We start from the raw sequence: 21,119 nt of genomic DNA on the forward strand, positions 1-21,119 counted from the left end.
GTGAGTATTTCGTCCGCGAGCGGCTGCGATGAGGCCGGATTCTGTCCGGTGTACAGGTTGCGGCGTCTCGGTGAGTACGCGCGCGGAATCGGCGTTCGCCGCCAGATCCCGCATCGGACCGTGCCCACCCGGGTAGAAGACCGCGTCGTAGCCGGACGGCCGCATGGTCGCCAGATCGATCGGATTCCGCAGTTCCTGCGCGGCCAGGGGCCCGAACTCGTCCTCTTCCACGGCGCCGGTGGCCACCCGGAGTCCGACCGAATCGTTGTGCTGGTCGGTTGCTGGGATGCGCGTCGTTCTCGCCGGAAACCGGGGTGAAGTTGGTTATCGTTGCGATGCTGTGCGGTTTCCGGTTCCCGAGGGCGAGGATGCAGGTATGGGCAGGCAATGGGCCTCGCGTCGGGCGATCGCGGACCTCGCGCCCGGCTGGCTGGTCGAGGTGGTGCGGCCGGCGCCCGCGACGCCGCCCTGGGGCCGGATGACGTTGTGCCTGATCGCGGTGGTGACGCCGTTGGCGGTCGCGGTCGCCGCGGGGCGGCTGATCGACGGGACGTTGCCCGCGATGGGCGCGCTCACCGCGGTGGCGGCCGATCAGGGCGGCTCGTATCGGGCGCGGTCGCTGCGGTTCGCGGTGGTGGCGGTGGCCGGTGCGGCCGGATTTCTCGCGGGCGGCTACATCCGCGGGCTGGGCTGGTGGACGGTGCTGGGCATCACGGCATTGTCGCTGGTGGCCGCGCTGTTGAGCGGGGTGGGCGGTACCGGTTCGGTCGCCGGGCTGAACCTGCTGGTCACCTCGGTGGTGGCGACCGGGATGCCGCTGGCCGGAGCGCCGTGGCGCAATGCCGCGATGTTCGTCGCCGGAGCCTGCTGGACGATTCTGCTGGTCCTGCTGATCTGGCCGATGCATCCGACGCTCCCCGAACGCGAAGGCGTCGCCGCGACCTATCGCGCACTGGCGGATTTCCTGCGCACCCCGAACGCGGACACTGCCGCGAGGTTCGGCCAGGCACGACGCACCGCCTACGAAGCCATCCTCGCCGCGCGCTCATGGTCGCCGGGTTCCCAGCGTGAACGCACCAGACTCGTTGCGCTGCTGAATCAGTCGAGTGTGGTGCGCGATGCGGGCGTGGCACTGGACCTGGAGAGTATCGACGCGGCCCCGAAATCGGCGCGGTATGCCGAGCAGATCGCCGCGGCGGTTCTCGGTGAGCCGCACACCGCCACGCCGATGCCCGACGCGCAGAGTGCGGCGACCCCGGCGCGCCGTGCGCTGCGTTCGGCGCTGGCCGGTGCGATGGAACTGGTCGACGGCGACTACCTGAGCGAACAGGTGCAGTCCTCGACCGGTGCGCGACCACGGCGGCCGGTGCGCGCGGTGCTGGCGCAGATGCGGACCGGTCGCCTGTTGCGTTTGTTCGCGCTGCGGCTGTCGGTGTGCATGGCGGTGGCGGGCGTGGTGAGCGAGTTGTTCTCGCTGCAACGGTCGTACTGGGTGATGTTGACCGTGGCAGTGGTGCTCAAGCCCGACTTCGGGTCGGTGTTCGCGCGTGCGCTGCAACGTGGGCTGGGCACCATCGTCGGCGCGGTGATCGGCGCCGCGCTGCTGGCCATCGCCTCGGACGGGCCGTGGCTGCTGATTCCGATCGCACTGCTGGCCTTCGCGATGCCGTACGGCAAACGCCGGAACTGGGGACTGTTCTCGACGTTCCAGACGCCGCTGGTGATCCTGTTCATCGATCTGCCCGCGCACATCGGCTGGAAATTGGCCGAGATCCGGCTGCTCGACGCGGTCGTCGGCTGCGCGATCGTGTTGATCCTGGGATATCTGCCGTGGCCCGGAAGCTGGCAGGCGCCGGTGCGGCCCCGGCTTGCCGACGCGCTCGACGCGATCGCCGAATACTTCGGCGGCGCTTTCGGTTCCGAGGAGGCGAATCTGCCGCAGCTGCGCCGCGCGGCCTACGACCGCCTCGGGGATCTGCGCACCTCGTTCCAGCGCGCGATCGCCGAACCCGCGGCGGTGAGTCGTCGCATGCTGGCCTGGTGGCCCGCGGTCATCGCCGCGGAACGAGCACTGGATGTCGCCACCGCCACGGTCGCGCGCACCGCACACGGTGCGCCGGCACCGGCTGCCGCGGGATTGGCCGAGACCGTGCATGCGATGGCCGAGGACATCCGGACCGGTCGGCCCATCCCGGAGGTGCCCGAGCCGCCCGACGAGCAGAGCCGTCCGCTGAGCGATGCGGTTCGCGGCGTGCGGTACGCGTTGTCCGGCGAACACTGACCCCTGGAAGTAATCGGATGCCCTCGCCCTCGCACGCGACTACGGTGGGCAGACGTGGACGATAATCGAAATGACCTGACACCGCGGCCTTTTCGTTTCGCGGTCGGAATAACCTCCACCGGCCCGCGCAGTCAGTGGCAGGACCGGGCACGCCAGGCCGAAGATCTGGGCTTCGACGTGGTCCAGGTCGCCGACCATCTCGGCATGGTCTCCCCGTTCCCGGCGCTGATCACCATGGCCGAGGCGACCAGCCGCGTGCGGGTCGGCACGATGGTGCTCAACTCCGGCTTCTACCGCCCCGCCCTGCTGGCCCGGGACATGGCGAGTATGGGCCTGCTCACCGACGGACGGTTCGACTTCGGAATCGGGGCCGGACCGGATTTCGCCAAGCCCGAATTCGAGGTCGCCGGACTGCCTTTCCCGGGCGGGCGGCAGCGGATCGAGAACCTGGCCGAGTCCCTCATCGAGATCCGCAAGCTGTTCGCGAACGATCATCAGCCGCCGCTGCCGCACCAGATTCCGGTGCTCGTGGCCGGTGCCGGTGACCGGTTGATCCGAGTGGCCGCCGAGTACGCCGATACGGTCGCCATGGCCGGGGTGCCCGTCGGCTCGGACATCGATTCCGACGCAGCGGGAGTCGCCGCGCTCGCCCGGCGCGTGGAGTTCGTTCGCGAGGCCGCCGGGGAACGTTTCGCCGATCTCGAACTGGGCCTGACCGTCCAGGCGATCGAGGTGCAGGGCCACGAGTCCGATCTGGGCATGGTGCGCAGGTTCAATCCGGGTCTGACCGAGGAGCAGTACCGCTATCTGCCCGGCGTCCTGCACGGCACCGCCCGCGATATCGCCGACACGCTGCGGCACTACCGCGACGAGTACTCCATCACGCACTATTCGGTGTCCGAGACCCGGATGAGCGGCCTGGCCGAGGTGATCGCCGAACTGCGCTGAGCCGCACGCCGAATCGTCGGCAGGGGAGCGGCTGGACGAGTTCGACCTCGTCGAAACCGACCGTCATACGGTGCCGCCGCTCCCGCAGCACCCCGCCCTCGCGGTGTGCGAGACCCTCGCCGAATTCGAGGCGAAGTGTCGCGCGGTGCGCGTCCACCTCGTGCACGACACCGCAGATGCCGATGAACGGCCCCGCCGGGAAATAGACGACATCACCCGGTCCGCAATCGCTGAACCCCACGCCGCCACAGTAATACGGACCGGTGACAGATTCGGGTTGCGGCTGGTCAGCTCGCCCGGAGCGTCGCGGTGGCGATGTCGATGAATTCGCGGACCGGTTTCTCATGGCGGTCCGCGGGAGCGACCAGACATGTCTGGACGGGCGGGACATCGGTGAGCGGTCGGTGTACCAGGTCGGCGCGCGAGTAGGCCTGCGCGACGCTCGACGGGACGATGGCGATGCCGTGTCCGGCGGCGATGAGCTCGAACTTCTGCTCCAGCGAGGCGGTACGGCGCGTCGTGGCGTCGAGCATGTGTTCGCCGTCGAGATCCGTGCGGGTGAGTTCGCCGTGCGCAGCGAGCGGGTGCGTCGCGGGCATACAGGCGACGCGGGATTCGTGACCGATGGGTATGGTGCGCAATCCCGAATCGTCGAACGGTCGTCGCAGATAGCCGACCTGGGCGCGGCCGTCTCGCAGTGGCGTGTCGGGCTCCCACCAGCGCACCGGGATCAGGTCGGTCTCGACGTCCGGATGACGCGCGGTGAACGCCCGAATCGCCTCGGACACATGGAGTCCGGGCGAGAAGGCCACCACGAGCCGCTGCACGCCGCGGTCGATGTCGTGCACCCGCCGCACCGCGGCGTCGACGGCCGCGAGCAGCCCCTGCGCCTCCTGGTAGAGCTGCTCACCGGCCGGGGTCAGCGCGACACTGCGGGTGGTGCGTTCGAGCAGGGTGCACGAGAGTTCCTGTTCGAACGCCCTGATCTGGCGACTGAGCACCGGTTGGGCGATGTACAGCCGCTCGGCCGCTCGGCCGAAGTGCCGCTGCTCGGCCACCGCGACGAAATAGCGGAGCTTGCGCAGATCGAAATCCATGCCCTCAGGGTATCAATTGTCGGCAAGGGTATTGGACCTCCTCGCGCGGGATGCCGAGACTCGAAGCATGATCGTCATCACCACTCCCACCGGAAAAATCGGTGGCCGAGTTCTGGAAATCATTGTCGCCCAGCAAGATACGAGCGGCGAGAAAGTTCGTGTGATCGTGCGCGATCCGGGGAGACTGCCCGAGGAGATCCGTGATCGGGTCGAGGTCGTCACCGGTTCGCACGGTGATCGCGAGGTGCTGGACCGTGCCTTCGCCGGTGCGGATGCGGTGTTCTGGCTGGTTCCCTCGAATTCGCCGGCGCCGAGTCTCGAGGCCATGTACACCGGGTTCACCCGGCCCGCCGCCGAGGCGTTCGTGGCGCACGGAGTCGGACACGTCGTCACCGTCTCGGCGCTCGGGCGCGGCACCGCCGTTGCGGGCCGGGCCGGGCACGTGACCGCGTCGCTGGCCATGGGCGACCTGATCGCGGGCACCGGCGTGGCGCATCGCGCGCTGGCGAACCCCGCCTTCATGGACAACCTGCTGCGGCAGGTGAATTCGATCCGGGATCAGGGCGTGTTCACCGACACCGTCGACCCGGACCACCGACTGCCCACCGTCGCCACCCGCGATATCGGCGCGGTCGGCGCGCGCCTGCTGCTCGATCGCTCCTGGACGGGAACGGGGGAGGTCCCGGTGCTCGGCCCGGCGGACCTGTCGCCGAATGATATGGCGCACACCATGTCCGAGGTGCTGGGCCGCCCGATCCGCTACGAACGGCAGGGCTTCGAACAGCTCCGGGACTCGCTGACCGGACATGGGCTCCCGGAGCCGATCGTGCAGGGCTACCTCGACATGATGCGCGCGGTGAACGACGGCCTCAACGAGGGCGTCCCCCGGACTCCGGAGAATACGACCCCGACCAGCTTCCGGGAATGGTGCGATTCGGTGCTGGCGCCGGCGGTACGGGCATGAGCGAGGACCGCACGGCGCTCGTCGTCGGCGCGTCACGCAGTCTGGGCCTGGCGCTGGCCGCGGAGTACGCGCGGCGAGGCTGGAACGTCATCGGCACGGTCCGGGGCGAGCAGCGCACGGGACTGCACGAGCTGGCCGAGGCATCCGGCGGGCGGGTCACCGTCGAGACGCTGGATATTACCGAGCCGCAACAGATTTCGGCACTACGCAGACGTCTGGCCGGTTGCACTCTCGACCTGCTTTTCGTCAATGCCGCAGTGACGCGGGGGAACATCCCGATCGGAGAGGTGCCCGAGGAGATGTTCGTCGAGGTGATGCTCACCAACGCGCTGAGCCCGATGCGCGTGGTCGAATCCTTGCGCGCACTGGTCGCACCGAGCGGCACCATCGGCGTCATGTCCTCGCGCCAGGGCAGCATCGCCCTGAACACCAACGGCGGCCAGGACGTCTACCGGGCCAGTAAATCCGCGTTGAACCAGCTGATGCGCAGTTACGCCGTCCGCTATGCCGACGCGGCACACACCCTGCTGCTGGTGTGCCCCGGCCATGTGCGGACCGAGCTCGGCGGCCCAAACGCCCCGTTGACCATCGACGAGTCCATCCCGGGCGTGGCCGACACTCTGGAACGTCACCGGGGCGAGGGTGGATTACGGTTCGTGAACTATCGGGACGAAGCCGTGCCGTGGTAGGTGCTCGGCGAATGCTGCTGTGCCACAAGGGTTAGCGCAGACGCATCGGGAATGGGTTCGGCGCGTGGCCATGGTTCGTGGTGGTGCTGTCTCGAATCGGCGGCCATGGGGGTCGTGGGCGGTCGCTCTCGACAGGGTGCAGGGCGGCGCCGGTCTTGTCGCTCCGTGGTCCCGCTGACCGGACGGCCTGGTCACGGCACGCGCCTACGGCGGTAGCGTGTGCCGCGCGGAATACCTGCGCGAGCGCAAGTGGGTGCCCTGCGCGGTCCACGGCGGGTGATCGGACGGGAGACGGTGTGACGGTGCGGATGGGGATCAGTACTCCGGTGGTGCTGGATATTCCGGGGCGTTCGGCCGCGTGGGAGCAGACGGCCGGGATCGAGGAGATCGCACGCATCGCCGAGGTGGGTGATCGGCTGGGGTTCGATCATCTCACCTGCAGTGAGCATGTCGCGCTGGGTGAGCGTTCCGCGTCGACGATGCTGAAAGGCGGACGCGGAACACGGTATTGGGATCCGTTGGCAACGTTGTCGTATGTTGCCGCCCGGACGACGCGGATTCGCTTGTGCACCAGTGTGATCGTGCTCGGATACCATCACCCGCTGGCCCTGGCCAAACGATACGGAACTCTGGATCGCATCAGCGGCGGGCGCGTGGTGCTGGGTGTCGGAGTGGGCACGGCGCGGGAGGAATTCGAGCTGTTGGGCGCGTCGTTCACCGATCGGGGGCGGCGTGCGGACGAGTCGATCGCGGCATTGCGCGCCGCTCTCGGGCAGCGGATGCCCGAGTTCGAGGGGAAATATTTCCAGTTCGCCGATCTGGTGGTCGATCCGTACGCGATGCAGGACCGGATGCCGATCTGGGTGGGCGGTGTCAGCGATGCCGCGCTGAGGCGGGCCACCCGGTTCGGCGACGGCTGGATTCCCGCGGCCGTCACCGCCGCTCAACTGCGTGACAGATTGCGCGAATGCGAGCCAGCGGCAACGGAATTCGATGTGGTGGCGGGCACCGCCCAGGAGCTCGATCCGAGTTCCTCGCCGCAGCGGGCCGAAGAGGTGATCGGCGAGCTCGGTGCGGCCGGAGCCACCATCGTGCAGCCTCGCCTGCGGCATCGCTCGCTGACGGAATATCTCGAGCAACTGGATGCGCTGTCCCGGCTCGAATGCTTCACGCCCGCCTAGCGCACACTGAAATGCGTGGTGGCGAGATGCGCTGCACCGAAGCTGAAAATTCTGCGCCGCAACGCAATGCAATGCACCACTACAAAATGTAGTGCGCCGCAGAGCGATACGGTGTGCCGCAACCGAATTTGATCCGGAGCATCGAAATGCGGTGCGCCGCAGTGAACGCGGGCGATTCGGCGGATCGATCCTTCAGTCGTCCGAGCCGGTGAGAACCTGCCGGGTCACCGCACTACCGTCCAGTTGGCGGCTGATCCGGTGCACGATGCGCCAGCCATCGGGGGTCCGCCGCAGCCGGATGCGATGCGCTCCGGCGCGCCAGATGTAGGGCCCGTCGTCGTTGTGCCGCACCAGGATCGATTCACAGACCGCGACGGCCTCGTCGCCGTCGATGCTGATACTGGGCGGGCCGAAGAAGTGCGCGCTGCCGGTGCCGATGATCCGCTTATGCGCATCGGATCGGAGCATCGCGCGCACCTCGTCGCGACCGCGCATACGCCAGCCGTCGACGTCGTATTCGCCGTCCTCGGCCCAGAGTTCGGCGGCGTCGGTGCTTCCGGCGTCGGCGAGCGGTCCGTAGGAGGTCAGCAGACGCAGTACCGCGAGTTCGTCCTCGACGCGCTGGAGGCGTTGTTCGAGGCGGGCCAGTGTGTCATCCATGGCGGGCCGCATCGGCGGACTGCTCGCCGTTCATCAGGCTGGTCATGGCCTTGTGCGTGGTCAGCACGATCTTCGTCCGGTCCGGGCCGGTGCGCCACGCGACGGACTTCTCGTTACCGGTGACCACGTGCACCGGGCCGTGCGCCAGATGCGCCAGCCCTTCTCCCGCGACGTCCGCGGGCTCGGACACGACCATGCCCGGGGCGTCGAAGTTCAGCCCGACGCGCTCCATCGCCGGTGTGCGGGTGACGCCGAGCACCAGCGTCAGCACATCCACGCCGTAATCGCGCAGCTCGAGCCACAGCCCCTCGCCGAAGATCCGCACGAACGCCTTGACCCCGCCGTAGATGGTGTGCCGAATCGAACCCGCATACTCCGACAGGGATCCGACCAGCAGAATTCCGCCACGCTGCCGGTCCCGCATGAGACGTCCGTAATGCCGCACCAGTGCCAGCGTCGCGGTGAGGTTCAGATCGATCACGCGCTGGAACTCGCGCGGATCTCCGTCCAGGAATTCCATGCTGTGCGTATTGGCCCCGGCATTGCAGACCAGCAGACCGACTTCGAGATCCGCGGTGGCCTCGATGATCGCCTCCACCCCGCCGTCGACGAGATCGACTGCGAGCGTGCGCACTTCGACTCCGAGCGCTCGACAGGACTCGGCGACCTCGGTCAGCGGCCCCGGCTTGCGCGCGACCAGCACGACATTGATGCCACCGTGCGCGAGCCGCCGCGCGAATTCGGCCCCAACCCCCTCGGACCCACCGGCGATCACCGCCCATGGACCGTATTTCGACAGGTCGGGTTCGGGTGGCACAACTGCGTCATCGGTCATGAGCGCCAGTATCGCGCGGCGAACCGCACCCGACAGCCCCCGTTCCGGTGACCGAGACCTCGACGCGCTCGCCTCGCGTAGCCGCGCGGCCGGACCGACTCACAGGAAGGGCAAACCGGACGAATGGCACGGCTCGGTGGCCGAAATCCGTTGTGCCCCTGATTTAAACGGCTCGACGGAGGATCCTGCTGGGCATACCGTGGAAGGTATGGTAGGACACGGGGGAAGTGCTTCGGAGCGCCCGATCGCGGTAGTTCCCGACGAGGTTGCGAAGATGGGCGGCTACGCCCACGACCAAGCGGGAACCCTGCGCAACGCACTGGATTCGATGGATCGCGAAATCACCGACCTGATGGCGGCCGGCTGGAGCGGTCCGGCCGCCGACGGATTCGCCCGCGGTTGGGCCGAATGCCGCGACGGCGGCAATCAGATCTTCGACACCCTGACCGAACTGGCGAGCAAGCTCGGCGGCGGGAGCCGCGAATATCGGGACGGCGACGACGGATCCGCGGCTCGCATCGCGGAGGTGAATTCGTGAGCACCGAAGGTTTCGCGGTGGATCTGGGACATCTCGATCGGATCATCTCCCGGATGCGCGGATTGTCCGGATTTCTGACCGATACATTCGACGAGATCGATCGGCAGGCGAAGGTGCTGCGCGCACAGCACTGGGACAGTTCGGCTGCCGACGCCTATGTCGCGGCACACGCGAAATGGATCGGCGAGGCACAGGAATTCGTGCAGGGCGTCACCGATGCCAGTGCGGCCGCTGATCGGGCGCACGGGCGGTACGGCGACGCGGTGAACGTGAACGTCCGGATGGCGCGAGGCTGATCGCGATGGCGCCGGACCCCTCGCTGAAGGTCGATCCGACGGTCTACACCGCGGCGGCGACCGAGTGCTACAACCTGGCGAAGGATTTCGGCACCGCCTTCGATCCCTTCTATCAGGTCCTGTTCGATTCGAGCGGGATGGCCGGTGACTACGCTCAGGTCAAGACGTGGGCGGGCGCCTACGACAAACACGTCAGCGATTTCGTCACGATGGCAACGACATTCGCCAATGCCGTGCAGAACATGGGCGATCTGCTGTCGTACGCGGCCTACAACTACGCGTCCAGTGAATACTTCAATACCGTCGATGTCCGGGGCGACACGTCGAACAATCCGCCGCCGGTGCAGCCGCAGGTGAGCAGTCCGCTCTACGGTGCGGAGAATCCGGTCCTGATCCCCGATTCGGTGCTGGGCCACCCGGGCGCAGGCATAACGACCGATATCCCCGGCTTGCTGGACCATATCTCCCATCCGGTGCCCAACGGCGACACCACCCTGCTGAAGACCGCCGCGGATGCCTGGAAGAGTTTCACCGGTAATCAGACCGTGCAGAATGCCTCCAGCACGCTCGGGAAGATTTCCACGACGCTCACCACCGATCTGAAAGCGCCCGATCTCGACCACTTCGCCGATCACTTCACCACCCTGGCCAAGGGGGCGGGCGATCTGCACAGTGCCGCAACGGATCTGACCCCGTTGGTGACCGACCATCACCAGAAGCTGGATGCTCTGCGCGGAGATATCTCCTCGCAGACCAACGGCTTGCTGGTGGAACTCGCCGGAATCGCCGCTGCTGTGGTGGTGGTCGTGGTGATCACGACGATCTTCACCGCCGGGCTCGGCCTGGCCGGTGGCGACGAGGCCGAAGTCGGCGCGGGCACCGCCGCGGGGGCATCGGCGATCGCCGCTGTCGGAGAAGCGATTTCGACCGCGATCTCGGGGTTCGTCGCCGCCGTCCTGGAAGGGGCGGCGGCCGCCTTCGCCGGTGTCACGGCGCTGAGCGTCACCGGCCTGGCGGCCATCGCCGCGATCTCGGTGATGACGGTGTCCGGTGACAGCGCCGAGTCGAGCGATGATTCCTCGGATGCCACGCCGAAGGTGAACGACCGCACGGGCGCGCAGGACATCCTGAACAAGGACGCGACGCTCGAGAAGGACAAGGATTCGGTGATCCGATCCAAGGCGGGCGGGCGCACCGAGGCGCAGCGGGAGTTCGATGAGATCGCCGAGGGACACGAGGTCAAGACGTATCCGAACGGCACCAAGGTCGTCCGGTTGCCGGACGGCAGCGATGTATCATTGCGCGGCTCCTCCGACGGTCGAGACACCATCTCGATCCAGCAGAAGGGTCAGCCCGACGCCAAATATCGTTTCAACCCGTGACCGAGGACGCCGATGAAATATCTCAATGCCGATGCGGCCGTTGATATCCGGGCGGCGCTGCTGCAGTCGGGTCAGGCTTTCAGCCCGGCTTGGATCGACGCGGGGCGCGTCGTCGTGCCCGCGGCCGAGATCCCCGATCTGTCGGACAACGAAGCCGGGGTCCGGTTGCTGGACGCGTTCCGGGCCGCCGGTCACAGTGAACTGGTCTGCCTGAGCACCGAGGATCTCGGTGCGGACGAGCCGCAGCAGGCGGTACTCGCGGACCTGGGCGAGGTCGCCGACTGGCGGTGGGACCTGGCCCCGTTCGACGTGCTGCTCACCACCGCGGACCGGTCGGTCGCGGCGCTGCTGTCCGTCGACGAATTCGTGCTGATCGGCGGCAGCCCCGACTTCGTGGAGTCGGCGCTCGGGGAGTCGATTCCCGCGGCCAGGGCCGCTTTCCGCGCCTACGCGGCGAGTACCGCCAACGCCTCGCGGCACCTGCCGCTACTGGCGGATCGGTACGACAGCTGAATCGGCCTGCCGGACAGGGCATCCGGGGCCGAGCCCGGCCGGCGCTCGGGAGTTACTTCGCGCCGCGGGCGGCGGCTCGTTCGATGGCGTCCATGCACTGGCCCAGGGCGAAGGCCGGGTTGATCTCGAGCGCTTCGGTGGCCTCCTCGTAGATCAGGACGTGGCCTGCGGGGAAGAAGTACGCCTCGCCCGCGGTGGCGGTCTCGTCGGGGTTGCCGGTGCCCGGATAGGTGGCGCGGATGGTTCCGGAGAAGATGTAGCCGTAGTGCGGGCAGGGGCAGACGCCGCCGGGCATGCCGCCGGCGCGGTAGAGCTCGGTGCAGTCGCGCGCTCCGGCCGAACGGGTGAATCCGACCTCCATATCGCCCCAGCGTTCCGAGCGGAATCCCTGGGCGCTGCGCGGCCAGCGCCCGCCCCCGCCGGGCGGCAGCTCCTCGGGACGTGCATGCGGCATGGTCGGCTCCCTTCCGTGGGTGCGGTCCGTCTCCCGATCATGGGTAGAACAGAACTCTCACTGAAAGTATAATATTATTTCCGTTTATGGGAGCAGAATTCTCGAACTGCGAGGTGAGCGATCACCCGGGTCGGCTCATCGTTCGAACTCGGTGTGGTGAGCCAGCCACCACCGGGCGATATCGGCACGTCGCGCGAACCACACCTCCCCGCGCCCGAGTACGTGATCGAGGAAATCGCGCACCGCGCGGGCTCGTCCGGGCATTCCGGCCCAGCGGCCGTGCAGGCCGATCGTCATCATCCGGGGATGCGTCGCGCCCTCCTCCCACAGATCGTCGAAACCCATGGTGAGGTAGCGCGTGAAGGAGGTCGGGTCGGCATAGCCGGGGAAGGCGAAGCGCATGTCGTTGAACGTCAGCGAATACGGCACGACCAGATGCCGCCCCGCGGCCGTATCGGTGAAATAGGGCAGATCGTCGTTGTAGGCGTCGGAGTCGTAGAGGAATCCGCCCTCGGCCGCGACCAGTTCGCGCGTGTGGACCGACGGGGTGCAGCGGGAATGCCAGCCGACCGGCCTTGTCCCGCACAGTGTTTCGATGGTGGCGACCGCGCGGGCGATATCCTCGCGTTCCTGCTGTTCGGACAGCCGCCACGGCTCCTCCCACCGCCAGCCGTGCGCCATCGGCTCGTGCCCGCGCGCCCGGATGTACTCGCCGAACGCGGGATTCTTCGTCAGTGCGCGACCACAGCAGTTGACGGTGGCGGGCAGGCCGTACTCGTCCAATATCCTGGCCAATCGCCAGCTGCCGGAACGGCTTTCGTATTCGAAGGCCGATTCCACACACAGATCCCGGATGCCCGGACGCGTCGGGTTGATCGCCACACCGAACTCGCCCACCGCCTCCCGGCGTCCGTCGCCCGCGGCGAAGCTGTACTCGGCCCCGGCCTCGTAGTTGATCACCAGGCTCACCGCCACCCGCGCGCCGTCGGGCCACACCACCCGGGGTGGCACCGGACCGTAGCCGACGAAGTCACGCCGCGGCCCGGCAGCGGGGACCAGATCTTTCGGTTCAGACATGGGCGGGCTCCTGTCCGGAGTCGATCGGGTCGGCGATGTCGCCGCGCCGCAGGGCGAGATAGCTCACCGCGGCGACGGCCGCGCCCAACGCCCACGAGAACGGCGCTGCCGCATGCCAAGCCGGGATCAGTGCGACCGGTATCGCGATCACGGACCCGGCTGCGGCCGACAGCATCGCCCGCGGATTCACCCCGCGCCGATACCAGTAGGGCCCGCTGCCCTCGACATACAGGGCGGGCACGTCGACGCGGCCCCGGCGCACCAGATGGAAGTCGGTGAGGATCACCCCGAACAGCGGTCCGAGCAACGCGCCCAGCCCGCCGATGAAATAGTCCACGACCACCGGACTCGAGTACAACGCCCACGGGCACACCAGGATCGAGCCGATCGCCGCGAGCATGCCGCCGCGTTCGAAGGTGATGTACCGGGGCGCGATATTGGAGAAGTCGAAGGCCGGGGAGACGACGTTGGCGGCGACGTTGACCCCGATCGTGGCGATGGTGAACACGATCGTGGCGAAGATCAGGACGGGAGTGTTGTCGATGCGCTGCACCAGTTCGATGGGATCGGTCACCGGATGCCCGAACAGTTTCGCGCTGCCGGTGGTGACCACGGCGACCGTCACCGCGAACACCAGGAAGTTCACCGGCAGCCCCCACAGATTCGCCCGGCGCATGGACCGTTGTGACGGACTGGAGCGGGTGAAATCGCTGATGTTGAGCAGGAAGGTGCCGAAGAACGCCACGATCAGCCCGACGATCGACGCGAACTGCAGGACCGCCGATCCGCCGTGCACCCGATCGGGGGAGACCTCGACACCCGGTGCACCGCCGGTGCGGATCAGCACCCAGGCCAGCAGCACGAACATCACCAGATACACCGCCGGTCCGGCCCAATTCTGGTATCGGCGAACGGCTTCCATACCGTGTCGCACGACCAGTAGCTGCACCACCCACAGCCCCAGGAAGCAGCACCAGCCCAGCGCCGACAGACCCAGCAGCCGGTGCGTCTGCCAGGACGCCAGCCCCGGCAGCAGCCGCAGTGCCAGCGCCGAGACCGCCACCGAGCCCAGATAGGTCTGCACCCCGTACCAGAACACGGCCAGCACCCCGCGGATCAGCGCGGGCAGATTCGCGCCGAAGACGCCGAACGAGATGCGCGCCACGACCGGATACGGTACGCCGGTGCGCTGCCCGATCGTGCCGCTGAGATTCATCAGCACGTAGACGATGACCAGGGCCACCGCCATCGCGGCCAGGACCGTCCAGGTGTTCAGGCCGCGGAAGAAGAAGCCGATGGCGAAGGTGTATGCGCCGACGTTGTGCAGCACCGACATCCAGAGCGCGAACACGCTGTACCCGTTCCAATCCCGGGTGGTCGCGGGCGCCAGATCCGGATTGTGCAACCGGGAACTGACCGGTGGTGAGGTGGACATGAGAACTCCTGGAAATCAGTCGGCCAGAGTGGCTTCGATGCGCTCGCGGCAGCTGCACACGGTCGCGATGTCGGATGCGGAGAATTGCCGGGGCCGGTCCTGGAAGTGGACCGAGAGGGTGCCGACGATCCGTCCGCCGTGCCTGATCGGCGCCAATATCTGTGCGTAGACCCGCAATTCGTCGATGAGCGATTGCGGCGGGCGGATCGGATGTGTTCGGGTGTCGGACTGGATCAGCAGTTCACCGGTCTCGACCAGATGGCGATAGGTGGGGAAGTCCGCGGGATTGATCCGGGTCGAGGTGCGCATCGACGGCACGCCCGCTGCGCATTCCTCGGTGACGAGTTCGGGAAATCCGGTCGCGTCGACCAGCCGGACGGTGACGCGGGAGGCATCGACGTCCGAGAGCAGTCGGCGGCAGTCGGCCGCATGGTCCGGGGCCATCACGCACCCGCCTCGAGGTTCGCGCCGGGACGCACCCGCGGCGAACCGAACATCAGCGCGGCAGCGACGGCGCAGGCCACGACCCCGGATCCGGCCGCGGCCGTGGCGGTCCATCCGACGTCCTGCAATCCGCCGTACAGCAGTGGCCCGACGATCCCGCCGAGCGGTCCGACCGCGCCGACCAGGGCCGCGCCACTGCCGCGCACCCGCGTGGGAAACACCTCGCCGAGATAGGTGAACAGCGGTGCGGCCGCGCCCTGAGCGAAGAACAGCGTGGCGGAGTAGCCGATCACCACACTCGCCGCACCGTGTGCCGCGAAGATCAGCCAGGCGGTGCACGCGGCGGCGGCGCACTGCGCGAGGATGATCGTCTCCCGCCGTCCGATCCGGTCGCCGAGGTGTCCGAGCGCCAGATATCCCGCGATCGCAACGAGATTCGCGACGACCACCATCCACAGCGCGTTGGTGATCGACACGCCTTTGACATCCCGCAGCACCGTCGTGGCCAGCACGGTCAGCTGTGAGTCGGCGATCAGCTTGACGAAGAACGCCAGGCACAGCACGAGCGTCGGCCGCAGCAGCCGACCCCGCAGCAGTTGGGCATAGGTGACCCGCCCCGCGCCGGGCTGTTCGATTCCCCAACCACGCGCGAGCGTCCCGGCCTCGGAACTCGCTCCGGCGGACTGTAATTCGCGCAGCCGCCGGACCTTCAGGAAGTGCGGCGACTCGCGTAATCCGGTGCGCAGCAACAGAATCACCAGCAGCGGGAACGTCGCCACCGCGAATACGCCGCGCCAGCCTACGACCGGTTCGAGCACCGCGGCCAGCCCGGCGGACAGCATCACCCCGACCGGCCAGCCCGCCTGCACCATGGCGTACATCAGGCCCTTGCGCCGGGATCCGTAGATCTCGTTGAGGTATGCGGCGTTGACCGACTGCTCGGCCGCGCCGAAGCCGGACAGCGCGCGTGTGAGCACCAGGCTGATCGGCCCGATCGCCAGCGCGGCCAGGCCCGAGCTGATCGCCGCCCCGGAGGTCGTGATCAACAGTGCGGGGCGGCGGCCGAGCCGGTCGATCACCGGTCCCACGGTGAGCGCGATCAGGACCGAGCCCGCCGAAACCGCCGTGGCCACATAGGATCTCGTACTCGACGACCAGGAGAAGTCGTCACCGATCACCGGCAGCAGATTGCCGAAGGTGATCTGGTCGTAGACCGCCAGCGTCCAGGCCAGGAATGCCACCACGGTCGTGTAGGCCACCCGGCGGCTGCTCAGCGGCGCGAACAGCGCCTCGTCGTTTCGTGTGGATGTGCGAATCACGCTGCCTCCCCGGCTCGTTCGAATTCGGCGGCGTGCTCGTACCACCAGTGCGCGATATCGGCCTTGCGGGCGAACCAGACTTCGCCGCGCTCCAGGCAGTGCTCCAGGAAGGTCCGCAGGGCGTGCGCTCGCCCCGGCTGCCCGGCCAGGCGCGGATGCAGCCCGACCGACATCATCTGCGGGCGGTGTTCGCCCTCGTCCCGGAGCATGTCGAACGTGCGTCGACAACTGTCCAGGAAATCCGCCGGGGACGAATACGCCTGTCCGGGATGGAACAGCGAATCATTGGTGACGAAAGTGTACGGAATCACCAGATGACGCTTGTCGCCGACGCGGGTGAAATACGGTACGTCGTCAGCGAAAGAATCGCTGTCGTAAAGGAATCCGCCCTCCTCGACGAGTAATTCTCGGGTGCTCAGCGAGGGCGGGCATTTGCTGTACCAGCCGACCGGGCGCTGCCCGCAGGTCTGCTGGATCGAGGCCACCGCCAGGGCGATGTGCTCGCGTTCGACCTCGCGCGGCAGTCGGCTCACCTCCTCCCAGCGCCACCCGTGCGCGCACACCTCGTGTCCGGCCTCGGCGATATAGGCCCCGACCTCGGGAACCAGTTCGAAGGCGCGGGCGCAGCCGTGGAAGGTGACCGGCAGCCGATATCGATCGAGAATGCGCTGCAACCGCCACACGCCGGTCCGGCTGCCGTATTCGAAGATGGATTCATTGCCCAGATCGCGTATCGGCGGCGGGGGATAGCCGAATTCCTGGGGCGGTTCGTTACGGGCGTCGCCGGCCCAGTACGAGCGTTCCGCACCGGATTCGTAATTGACGATCAGGCATATCGCGACCCGGGCGTCGCCGGGCCAGCGCACCGGCGCTCCCTGCCGTCCGTAGCCGGTGAAATCGCGGTCTGGACCGGATCCGGCGGGTGAGTCGGGACTCATGAAACTGTTCCTCCGCTATCGGTTCCGCGTAGTTCGATGCCGATATTCTGGGAATTGCGAACAGTCGAAGTCAATGAATTGCGACGTATACTTCGGCACGTATACGAAGCCGGAAACACGACCGAAACATGAATGGCGCGAACAATTAGCATTCCGGTGTTAACAATGGCCTATGGAGTTTTCCGCGGCAGTCGTTCCCGGCCACGCGCCGCTTCCGGAGGTGCCGCCCGGTCTGCGCAGCGCACTGCACCGATGCGGTCCGGGTGCGCCGCCGCTGCGCGCCCGGGTGCGTGACGTGCTGCGGGAATGGATCATGGAGGGCCTGCTCTCGCCCGGAATGCGGCTGTACGAACAGGACGTCGCTGTGGCGCTGGGGATCTCGCGGGTGCCGATCCGGGAGGCCGTGCGCATGCTGGAGTCGGAGGGGTATGTGACGGTGCACGGCCGGCAGGTCCGGGTGCGCACCCTGGACTCGGTGTCGGTGGCGCATCTGTTCGACGTCTGCGAAACGCTCGAGGCGCTGGCCGCGCGCCAGGCGGCGCAGTCGATCACCCCGGCGGGCGCACGGCGGTTGCGGGAACTGCTCGAGATCGGTCGCGCCGGGCTGACCGGTGGCGGTCGTCCGGTCGCGGACGGGGTGAACATGTCGCTGCACGAGGAGATTTCACGGCTGGCGGGCAACGAGGTCCTGGACGGCGCGCTGGGCCCGCTGCGCGGGCGGGTGCAATGCCTGTTGCGGCACAGCGACGACGGTCATCGGATCTTCGACGAGCACGTCGCCATCACCGAAGCCGTCGCGACCGGCGACAGCGTGCGTGCGGGCGAACTCGCCGCGAGTCATATGCGTGCCACCGGACAGGAGATCCTCGCACACCTGCCCGGCTGAGCGGGGGGGCGTCCGCGGAGCTTGCGGCGCGAGTTTTCCTGTACGGCAGAATGATTCGCGTCCTGCTCGACCGTCGAATTCACCCTGCGAACGTTGCCGTCAGTGGGAAGCTTCCTCGAATCTGCGGAAATTGCGCAGCAAGATCATTGTCGGGCAATGTATTCCGGACTCATGGGGTACTGTCTGCGAGCGCCGGCCGGCGGGTCGGCGGCGTGCGTCAGTGTTGTCGTAGTTCGGAATCGAGGCAAGCGCATGAACCACAAACTCTGGTTGCTCGGGCGATCGGCCACGGTCGGTGCACACATGGCGAGCGAGGCGATCACGCGGCCGAAAGCTCGCGCGCTCCAGGATGTTCCGGTCTCGGGTGAGACCGTCACCGCCGAATGGCTGACCGCGGTGCTGTGCCGCGACGTCCCCGGCGCGCAGGTGCTGTCCTTCGGCACCTCGAACGGCAGTCGCGGAACCTCCACCCGCGTGGCGATCCGGGTGGAGTACAACGATGCCGGAATCGAAGCTGGGCTGCCGCGGGAGCTGTTCGCGAAGACCACGACGGCGTTCAGCCAGCGCATTCTGCTCGGCGGCGGCAAGATGATCGACGGTGAGACCCGATTCTTCAAGGACTTCCGGCCGCGCGTGGACATGGAGGCGCCGATCGGCTACTGGGGTGCGTCGGATCCGGCGTCCTGGCGCTCGATCGCGCTGATGGAGGATATCGCCGCCACCCGCGGTGCGGTGTTCAGCGAGCCGACCGCGCCGATCGCCCGCGATCAGATCGAGGATCTGGTGCGCAATCTCGCTCGCCTGCACGGGACGTTCTGGGAGAGTCCGGCGATCGAGGTGCTCAACACCCCGGCCTACATGCTCGACGCCTACCTGGCCGCGATCGATATGCGCAAGCGCTGCGAGGTCGGCCTGGGCCGGGCGCAGGAGGTCGTCCCCGAAACCCTGCACGGACAGGCGGATCGGCTGTGGGCCGGTGTCGAGCGCGCCATCGCGATCGCGACGGAGGATGTGCCCGCGACCCTGCTGCACGGCGATCCGCACATCGGGCAGACATACCTGACCCGGGAGGGCCGGATGGGATACGTGGACTGGCAGGTGGTGATGCGCGGCGGCTGGGCGCACGATTTCGCCTACACCGTCAACTCCGGCTGCGAGCCCGAGGATCGCCGGGCATGGGATCGTGAACTGCTGCAGGCGTATCTGGAGGAACTGGCCAGTGCCGGAGGCGTCGCGCCCTCGTTCGAGGATGCCTGGCTGCTGTACCGGCAGCAGTCGATGTTCGCTTATGCCGCTTGGGCTTTCACGATCGGGCGGGCGGCGTATCAGCCGAGGATGCAGTCGAACGAGACCTGCCTGACGTTGCTGAAACGCATCACCACCGCGATCGACGACCACGATTCCCTGGACGCGCTCGGCGTCTGATTCGTCTTCCGCGACGGCATCGGCGGCATCCTCGACCCGGGGTGCCGCCGATGCCGTCGTCGTAAAGCTCCTGTGTCCCTGCACATATCGGCCATAAGTCACATTGGAGACAGTGGCGCGGGTGGGGCGAGCACGCCGCGCAGCGTCGGTACCTGCGCACTTGCCGATATGACACGACAACCCGCAAAAAGATTCCGGCAGGCCGGTTTTCATGCTTTTGCGCGCAGTTGCGGACCCGGTTGTACCATCGACCGGTCGTTGCCGAGGAACGTTCGACGTTGATCGCCGCAGCAGCGATTCGACACGGTGCAGTACTGCAGCAAATGTGTAATCCGAACAGTCTGGAGTTGTCCTTGAGTACGCCGCAGTCCCAGGTGCGCGCCGGATCGTGCCCTGTCGCCCACGATTCGCTCACCCACAGTTCGCCGATCGACACCGACGGTCCCCGAGTGCCGCTGCACATCCCGGAATTCGCCGACGACCCGCACACCGCCTACGCCGAGATGCGCCGGCAGTACGGTTCACTGGCCCCGGTCGAACTGGCCCCGGGCGTTCCGGCGACGCTGGTGATCGGTTATCGCGCCGCGGTGCGGATCCTGAACGATCCCGAGCACTTTCCCGCCGATCCGCGCACCTGGCAGCAGACGGTGCCGCAGGACTGCCCGATCCTGCCGCTGCTGGAGTGGCGTCCGATGGCGAGTCGTTGCGCCGGAGCGGAATTCGAGCGGTACCGGCGCGCCATCACCGCCAGTGTGCAGGCGGTGGACCTGTACGCGATGCACGACATCGTCGAGGAGATCGCGATCCCGCTGATCAACGGCTTCTGCCAGGACGGCCACGCGGAGTTGATCAGCCAGTACGTGTACCCCCTGGTGTTCGAGGTGGTCAACGCGATGCTGGGCTGCCCGCCGGAGATCGGCCAGCAGGTCGCCGCCGGTACCGCGGCCATGCTCGAGGGCGTGGACGCGGAGAAGGGCAGTCAGATGCTCGGCCAGGCGCTGATGAGTCTGGTGACGCTCAAGCGATCCACCCCGGGTAACGACATCACCTCGATGTTGCAGCAGCACCCGTCGGGTCTGGACGATGTGGAAGTCTCACACCATGTTTCGCAGGTGTACGGGACGGGGATCGAGTTCGAGCTGAACTTCATCGTCAACAGCCTGCTGCTGGTGCTGGCCGACGACCGTTTCGGCGGCAGTGTGCTGGGCGGGAATCTGTCCTCGCGCGATGCGCTGGACGAGGTGCTGTTCAACGACCCGCCGCTGGCGAATCTGCTGGTCACCTATCCCCGTCAGCCGATCCTGATCGAGGACGTCTGGCTACCGGCGCATCAACCGGTCGTGATCAGCATGGCCGCTTGCAACAACGATCCGGCCATCCGCTCCACCGATCTCACCGGGAACCGCTCCCATCTGGCCTGGGGCATCGGCCCGCATGCCTGCCCGGCACAGTCCCTGGCCTACCTGATCGCCCAGGACGCGATCGACCAACTCCTGGACGCCCTGCCCGAGATCCGCTTCGACACCACCCAGGGCGAGCCCAGCTGGCGCCCCGGCCCCTTCCATCGCGCTCTCACCGCGCTCCCGGTCACGTTCCCGGCCACCGCTCCCTTGAACGTGCGCAACGAGCACATCCTGCAGCCCTGATCCGCCGGTCGTCCCGGCGCGGGGACGGGCGTGTTGTCAGCAACGGTGACACTGCCGCCGCACGGCTACGATGTCGCGTCCGCAAGTTCTGCTAGCGATTCGAGGGTGAAC

The 21,119-nt window shown here is 67.5% G+C and carries 22 protein-coding genes; 13 read left to right on the forward strand and 9 right to left on the reverse strand.

Going from position 1 to position 21,119, the window contains the following annotated elements; translation table 11 throughout:
* From ON40_RS53805 to ON40_RS45660, 3 genes are read left to right on the forward strand one after another with little or no spacing between them, the layout of a single operon-like run.
* Positions 1-318, forward strand: a complete 318-nt coding sequence (locus ON40_RS53805; RefSeq protein ID WP_040832170.1) for a hypothetical protein — start codon at positions 1-3, stop codon at positions 316-318.
* 58 nt (positions 319-376) lie between these two features.
* Complete coding sequence (locus tag ON40_RS45655; protein WP_040832171.1) at positions 377-2,281, forward strand: FUSC family protein; 1,905 nt, start codon at positions 377-379, stop codon at positions 2,279-2,281.
* 54 nt (positions 2,282-2,335) lie between these two features.
* Positions 2,336-3,229: a TIGR03621 family F420-dependent LLM class oxidoreductase gene (locus tag ON40_RS45660; RefSeq protein WP_051194588.1), complete on the forward strand. Its 894-nt coding sequence runs from the start codon at positions 2,336-2,338 to the stop codon at positions 3,227-3,229.
* A 287-nt stretch (positions 3,230-3,516) separates the two neighbouring features.
* On the opposite strand, the gene ON40_RS45665 is transcribed toward ON40_RS45660, so the two are convergent.
* Complete coding sequence (locus ON40_RS45665; protein ID WP_040832172.1) at positions 3,517-4,326, reverse strand: LysR family transcriptional regulator; 810 nt, start codon at positions 4,324-4,326, stop codon at positions 3,517-3,519.
* 67 nt (positions 4,327-4,393) lie between these two features.
* Here ON40_RS45665 and ON40_RS45670 point away from each other — a divergent pair, with 67 nt between their 5' ends.
* The 3 genes from ON40_RS45670 to ON40_RS45680 all read left to right on the forward strand — a co-directional run bounded on the left by ON40_RS45670 (position 4,394) and on the right by ON40_RS45680 (position 7,160).
* A complete protein-coding gene (locus ON40_RS45670; protein WP_040832173.1) occupies positions 4,394-5,290 on the forward strand; it encodes an NAD(P)H-binding protein in 897 nt (298 codons plus the stop codon).
* Positions 5,287-5,979, forward strand: a complete 693-nt coding sequence (locus ON40_RS45675) for an SDR family NAD(P)-dependent oxidoreductase (protein ID WP_040832334.1) — start codon at positions 5,287-5,289, stop codon at positions 5,977-5,979. Before ON40_RS45670 ends, ON40_RS45675 begins: the two co-directional genes overlap by 4 nt.
* 302 nt (positions 5,980-6,281) lie before the next feature.
* Entirely contained in the window at positions 6,282-7,160 is an 879-nt protein-coding gene (locus ON40_RS45680; RefSeq protein ID WP_245568288.1) for a TIGR03619 family F420-dependent LLM class oxidoreductase, read from the forward strand.
* Between the two features lie 192 nt (positions 7,161-7,352).
* Here ON40_RS45680 and ON40_RS45685 read toward each other — a convergent pair whose 3' ends face one another.
* Both ON40_RS45685 and ON40_RS45690 read right to left on the reverse strand, forming a co-directional pair.
* Positions 7,353-7,820: a nuclear transport factor 2 family protein gene (locus tag ON40_RS45685; RefSeq protein WP_040832175.1), complete on the reverse strand. Its 468-nt coding sequence runs from the start codon at positions 7,818-7,820 to the stop codon at positions 7,353-7,355.
* Entirely contained in the window at positions 7,813-8,655 is an 843-nt protein-coding gene (locus tag ON40_RS45690; RefSeq protein WP_040832177.1) for an SDR family NAD(P)-dependent oxidoreductase, read from the reverse strand. The genes ON40_RS45685 and ON40_RS45690 overlap by 8 nt, the downstream gene beginning before the upstream one ends.
* Before the next feature lie 208 nt (positions 8,656-8,863).
* Between ON40_RS45690 and ON40_RS52975 the strand changes: the two genes are divergently transcribed.
* From ON40_RS52975 to ON40_RS45710, 4 genes are read left to right on the forward strand one after another with little or no spacing between them, the layout of a single operon-like run.
* Entirely contained in the window at positions 8,864-9,193 is a 330-nt protein-coding gene (locus ON40_RS52975; protein WP_040832178.1) for a WXG100 family type VII secretion target, read from the forward strand.
* Positions 9,190-9,489 (forward strand): WXG100 family type VII secretion target, encoded by a 300-nt coding sequence (locus ON40_RS45700; RefSeq protein WP_040832180.1) that lies wholly within the window; start codon positions 9,190-9,192, stop codon positions 9,487-9,489. Before ON40_RS52975 ends, ON40_RS45700 begins: the two co-directional genes overlap by 4 nt.
* A gap of 5 nt (positions 9,490-9,494) precedes the next feature.
* Complete coding sequence (locus ON40_RS45705; protein ID WP_040832182.1) at positions 9,495-10,871, forward strand: hypothetical protein; 1,377 nt, start codon at positions 9,495-9,497, stop codon at positions 10,869-10,871.
* A gap of 12 nt (positions 10,872-10,883) precedes the next feature.
* Positions 10,884-11,384: a hypothetical protein gene (locus tag ON40_RS45710; protein WP_040832183.1), complete on the forward strand. Its 501-nt coding sequence runs from the start codon at positions 10,884-10,886 to the stop codon at positions 11,382-11,384.
* Between the two features lie 52 nt (positions 11,385-11,436).
* On the opposite strand, the gene ON40_RS45715 is transcribed toward ON40_RS45710, so the two are convergent.
* The 6 genes from ON40_RS45715 to ON40_RS45740 all read right to left on the reverse strand — a co-directional run bounded on the left by ON40_RS45715 (position 11,437) and on the right by ON40_RS45740 (position 17,051).
* Complete coding sequence (locus ON40_RS45715) at positions 11,437-11,838, reverse strand: cupin domain-containing protein (RefSeq protein WP_245568283.1); 402 nt, start codon at positions 11,836-11,838, stop codon at positions 11,437-11,439.
* Positions 11,839-11,973: 135 nt separating this feature from the next.
* Complete coding sequence (locus tag ON40_RS45720) at positions 11,974-12,915, reverse strand: polysaccharide deacetylase family protein (RefSeq protein WP_051194589.1); 942 nt, start codon at positions 12,913-12,915, stop codon at positions 11,974-11,976.
* Positions 12,908-14,350, reverse strand: coding sequence for an NCS1 family nucleobase:cation symporter-1 (locus ON40_RS45725; protein WP_040832184.1), 1,443 nt, complete (start codon positions 14,348-14,350; stop codon positions 12,908-12,910). The genes ON40_RS45720 and ON40_RS45725 overlap by 8 nt, the downstream gene beginning before the upstream one ends.
* Before the next feature lie 15 nt (positions 14,351-14,365).
* Positions 14,366-14,794 carry a GAF domain-containing protein gene (locus tag ON40_RS45730; RefSeq protein ID WP_040832185.1) on the reverse strand — a complete coding sequence of 143 codons (429 nt, stop codon included), beginning with the start codon at positions 14,792-14,794 and terminating at the stop codon, positions 14,366-14,368.
* Complete coding sequence (locus ON40_RS45735; RefSeq protein ID WP_051194590.1) at positions 14,794-16,113, reverse strand: MFS transporter; 1,320 nt, start codon at positions 16,111-16,113, stop codon at positions 14,794-14,796. The genes ON40_RS45730 and ON40_RS45735 overlap by 1 nt, the downstream gene beginning before the upstream one ends.
* On the reverse strand, positions 16,110-17,051 hold the full coding sequence (locus ON40_RS45740; protein ID WP_040832186.1) for a polysaccharide deacetylase family protein: 942 nt from the start codon (positions 17,049-17,051) through the stop codon (positions 16,110-16,112). The genes ON40_RS45735 and ON40_RS45740 overlap by 4 nt, the downstream gene beginning before the upstream one ends.
* Before the next feature lie 172 nt (positions 17,052-17,223).
* Here ON40_RS45740 and ON40_RS45745 point away from each other — a divergent pair, with 172 nt between their 5' ends.
* From ON40_RS45745 to ON40_RS45755, 3 genes are all read left to right on the forward strand, one after another.
* Positions 17,224-17,937, forward strand: a complete 714-nt coding sequence (locus tag ON40_RS45745) for a GntR family transcriptional regulator (RefSeq protein WP_051194591.1) — start codon at positions 17,224-17,226, stop codon at positions 17,935-17,937.
* A 252-nt stretch (positions 17,938-18,189) separates the two neighbouring features.
* Positions 18,190-19,362: an aminoglycoside phosphotransferase family protein gene (locus ON40_RS45750; protein WP_040832187.1), complete on the forward strand. Its 1,173-nt coding sequence runs from the start codon at positions 18,190-18,192 to the stop codon at positions 19,360-19,362.
* A gap of 347 nt (positions 19,363-19,709) precedes the next feature.
* Positions 19,710-21,008, forward strand: a complete 1,299-nt coding sequence (locus tag ON40_RS45755) for a cytochrome P450 family protein (RefSeq protein ID WP_373282092.1) — start codon at positions 19,710-19,712, stop codon at positions 21,006-21,008.
* The last annotated feature ends 111 nt before the right edge of the window (positions 21,009-21,119 follow it).

The organism is Nocardia jiangxiensis NBRC 101359, assembly GCF_000308615.1.
Lineage (GTDB): Bacteria > Actinomycetota > Actinomycetes > Mycobacteriales > Mycobacteriaceae > Nocardia > Nocardia jiangxiensis.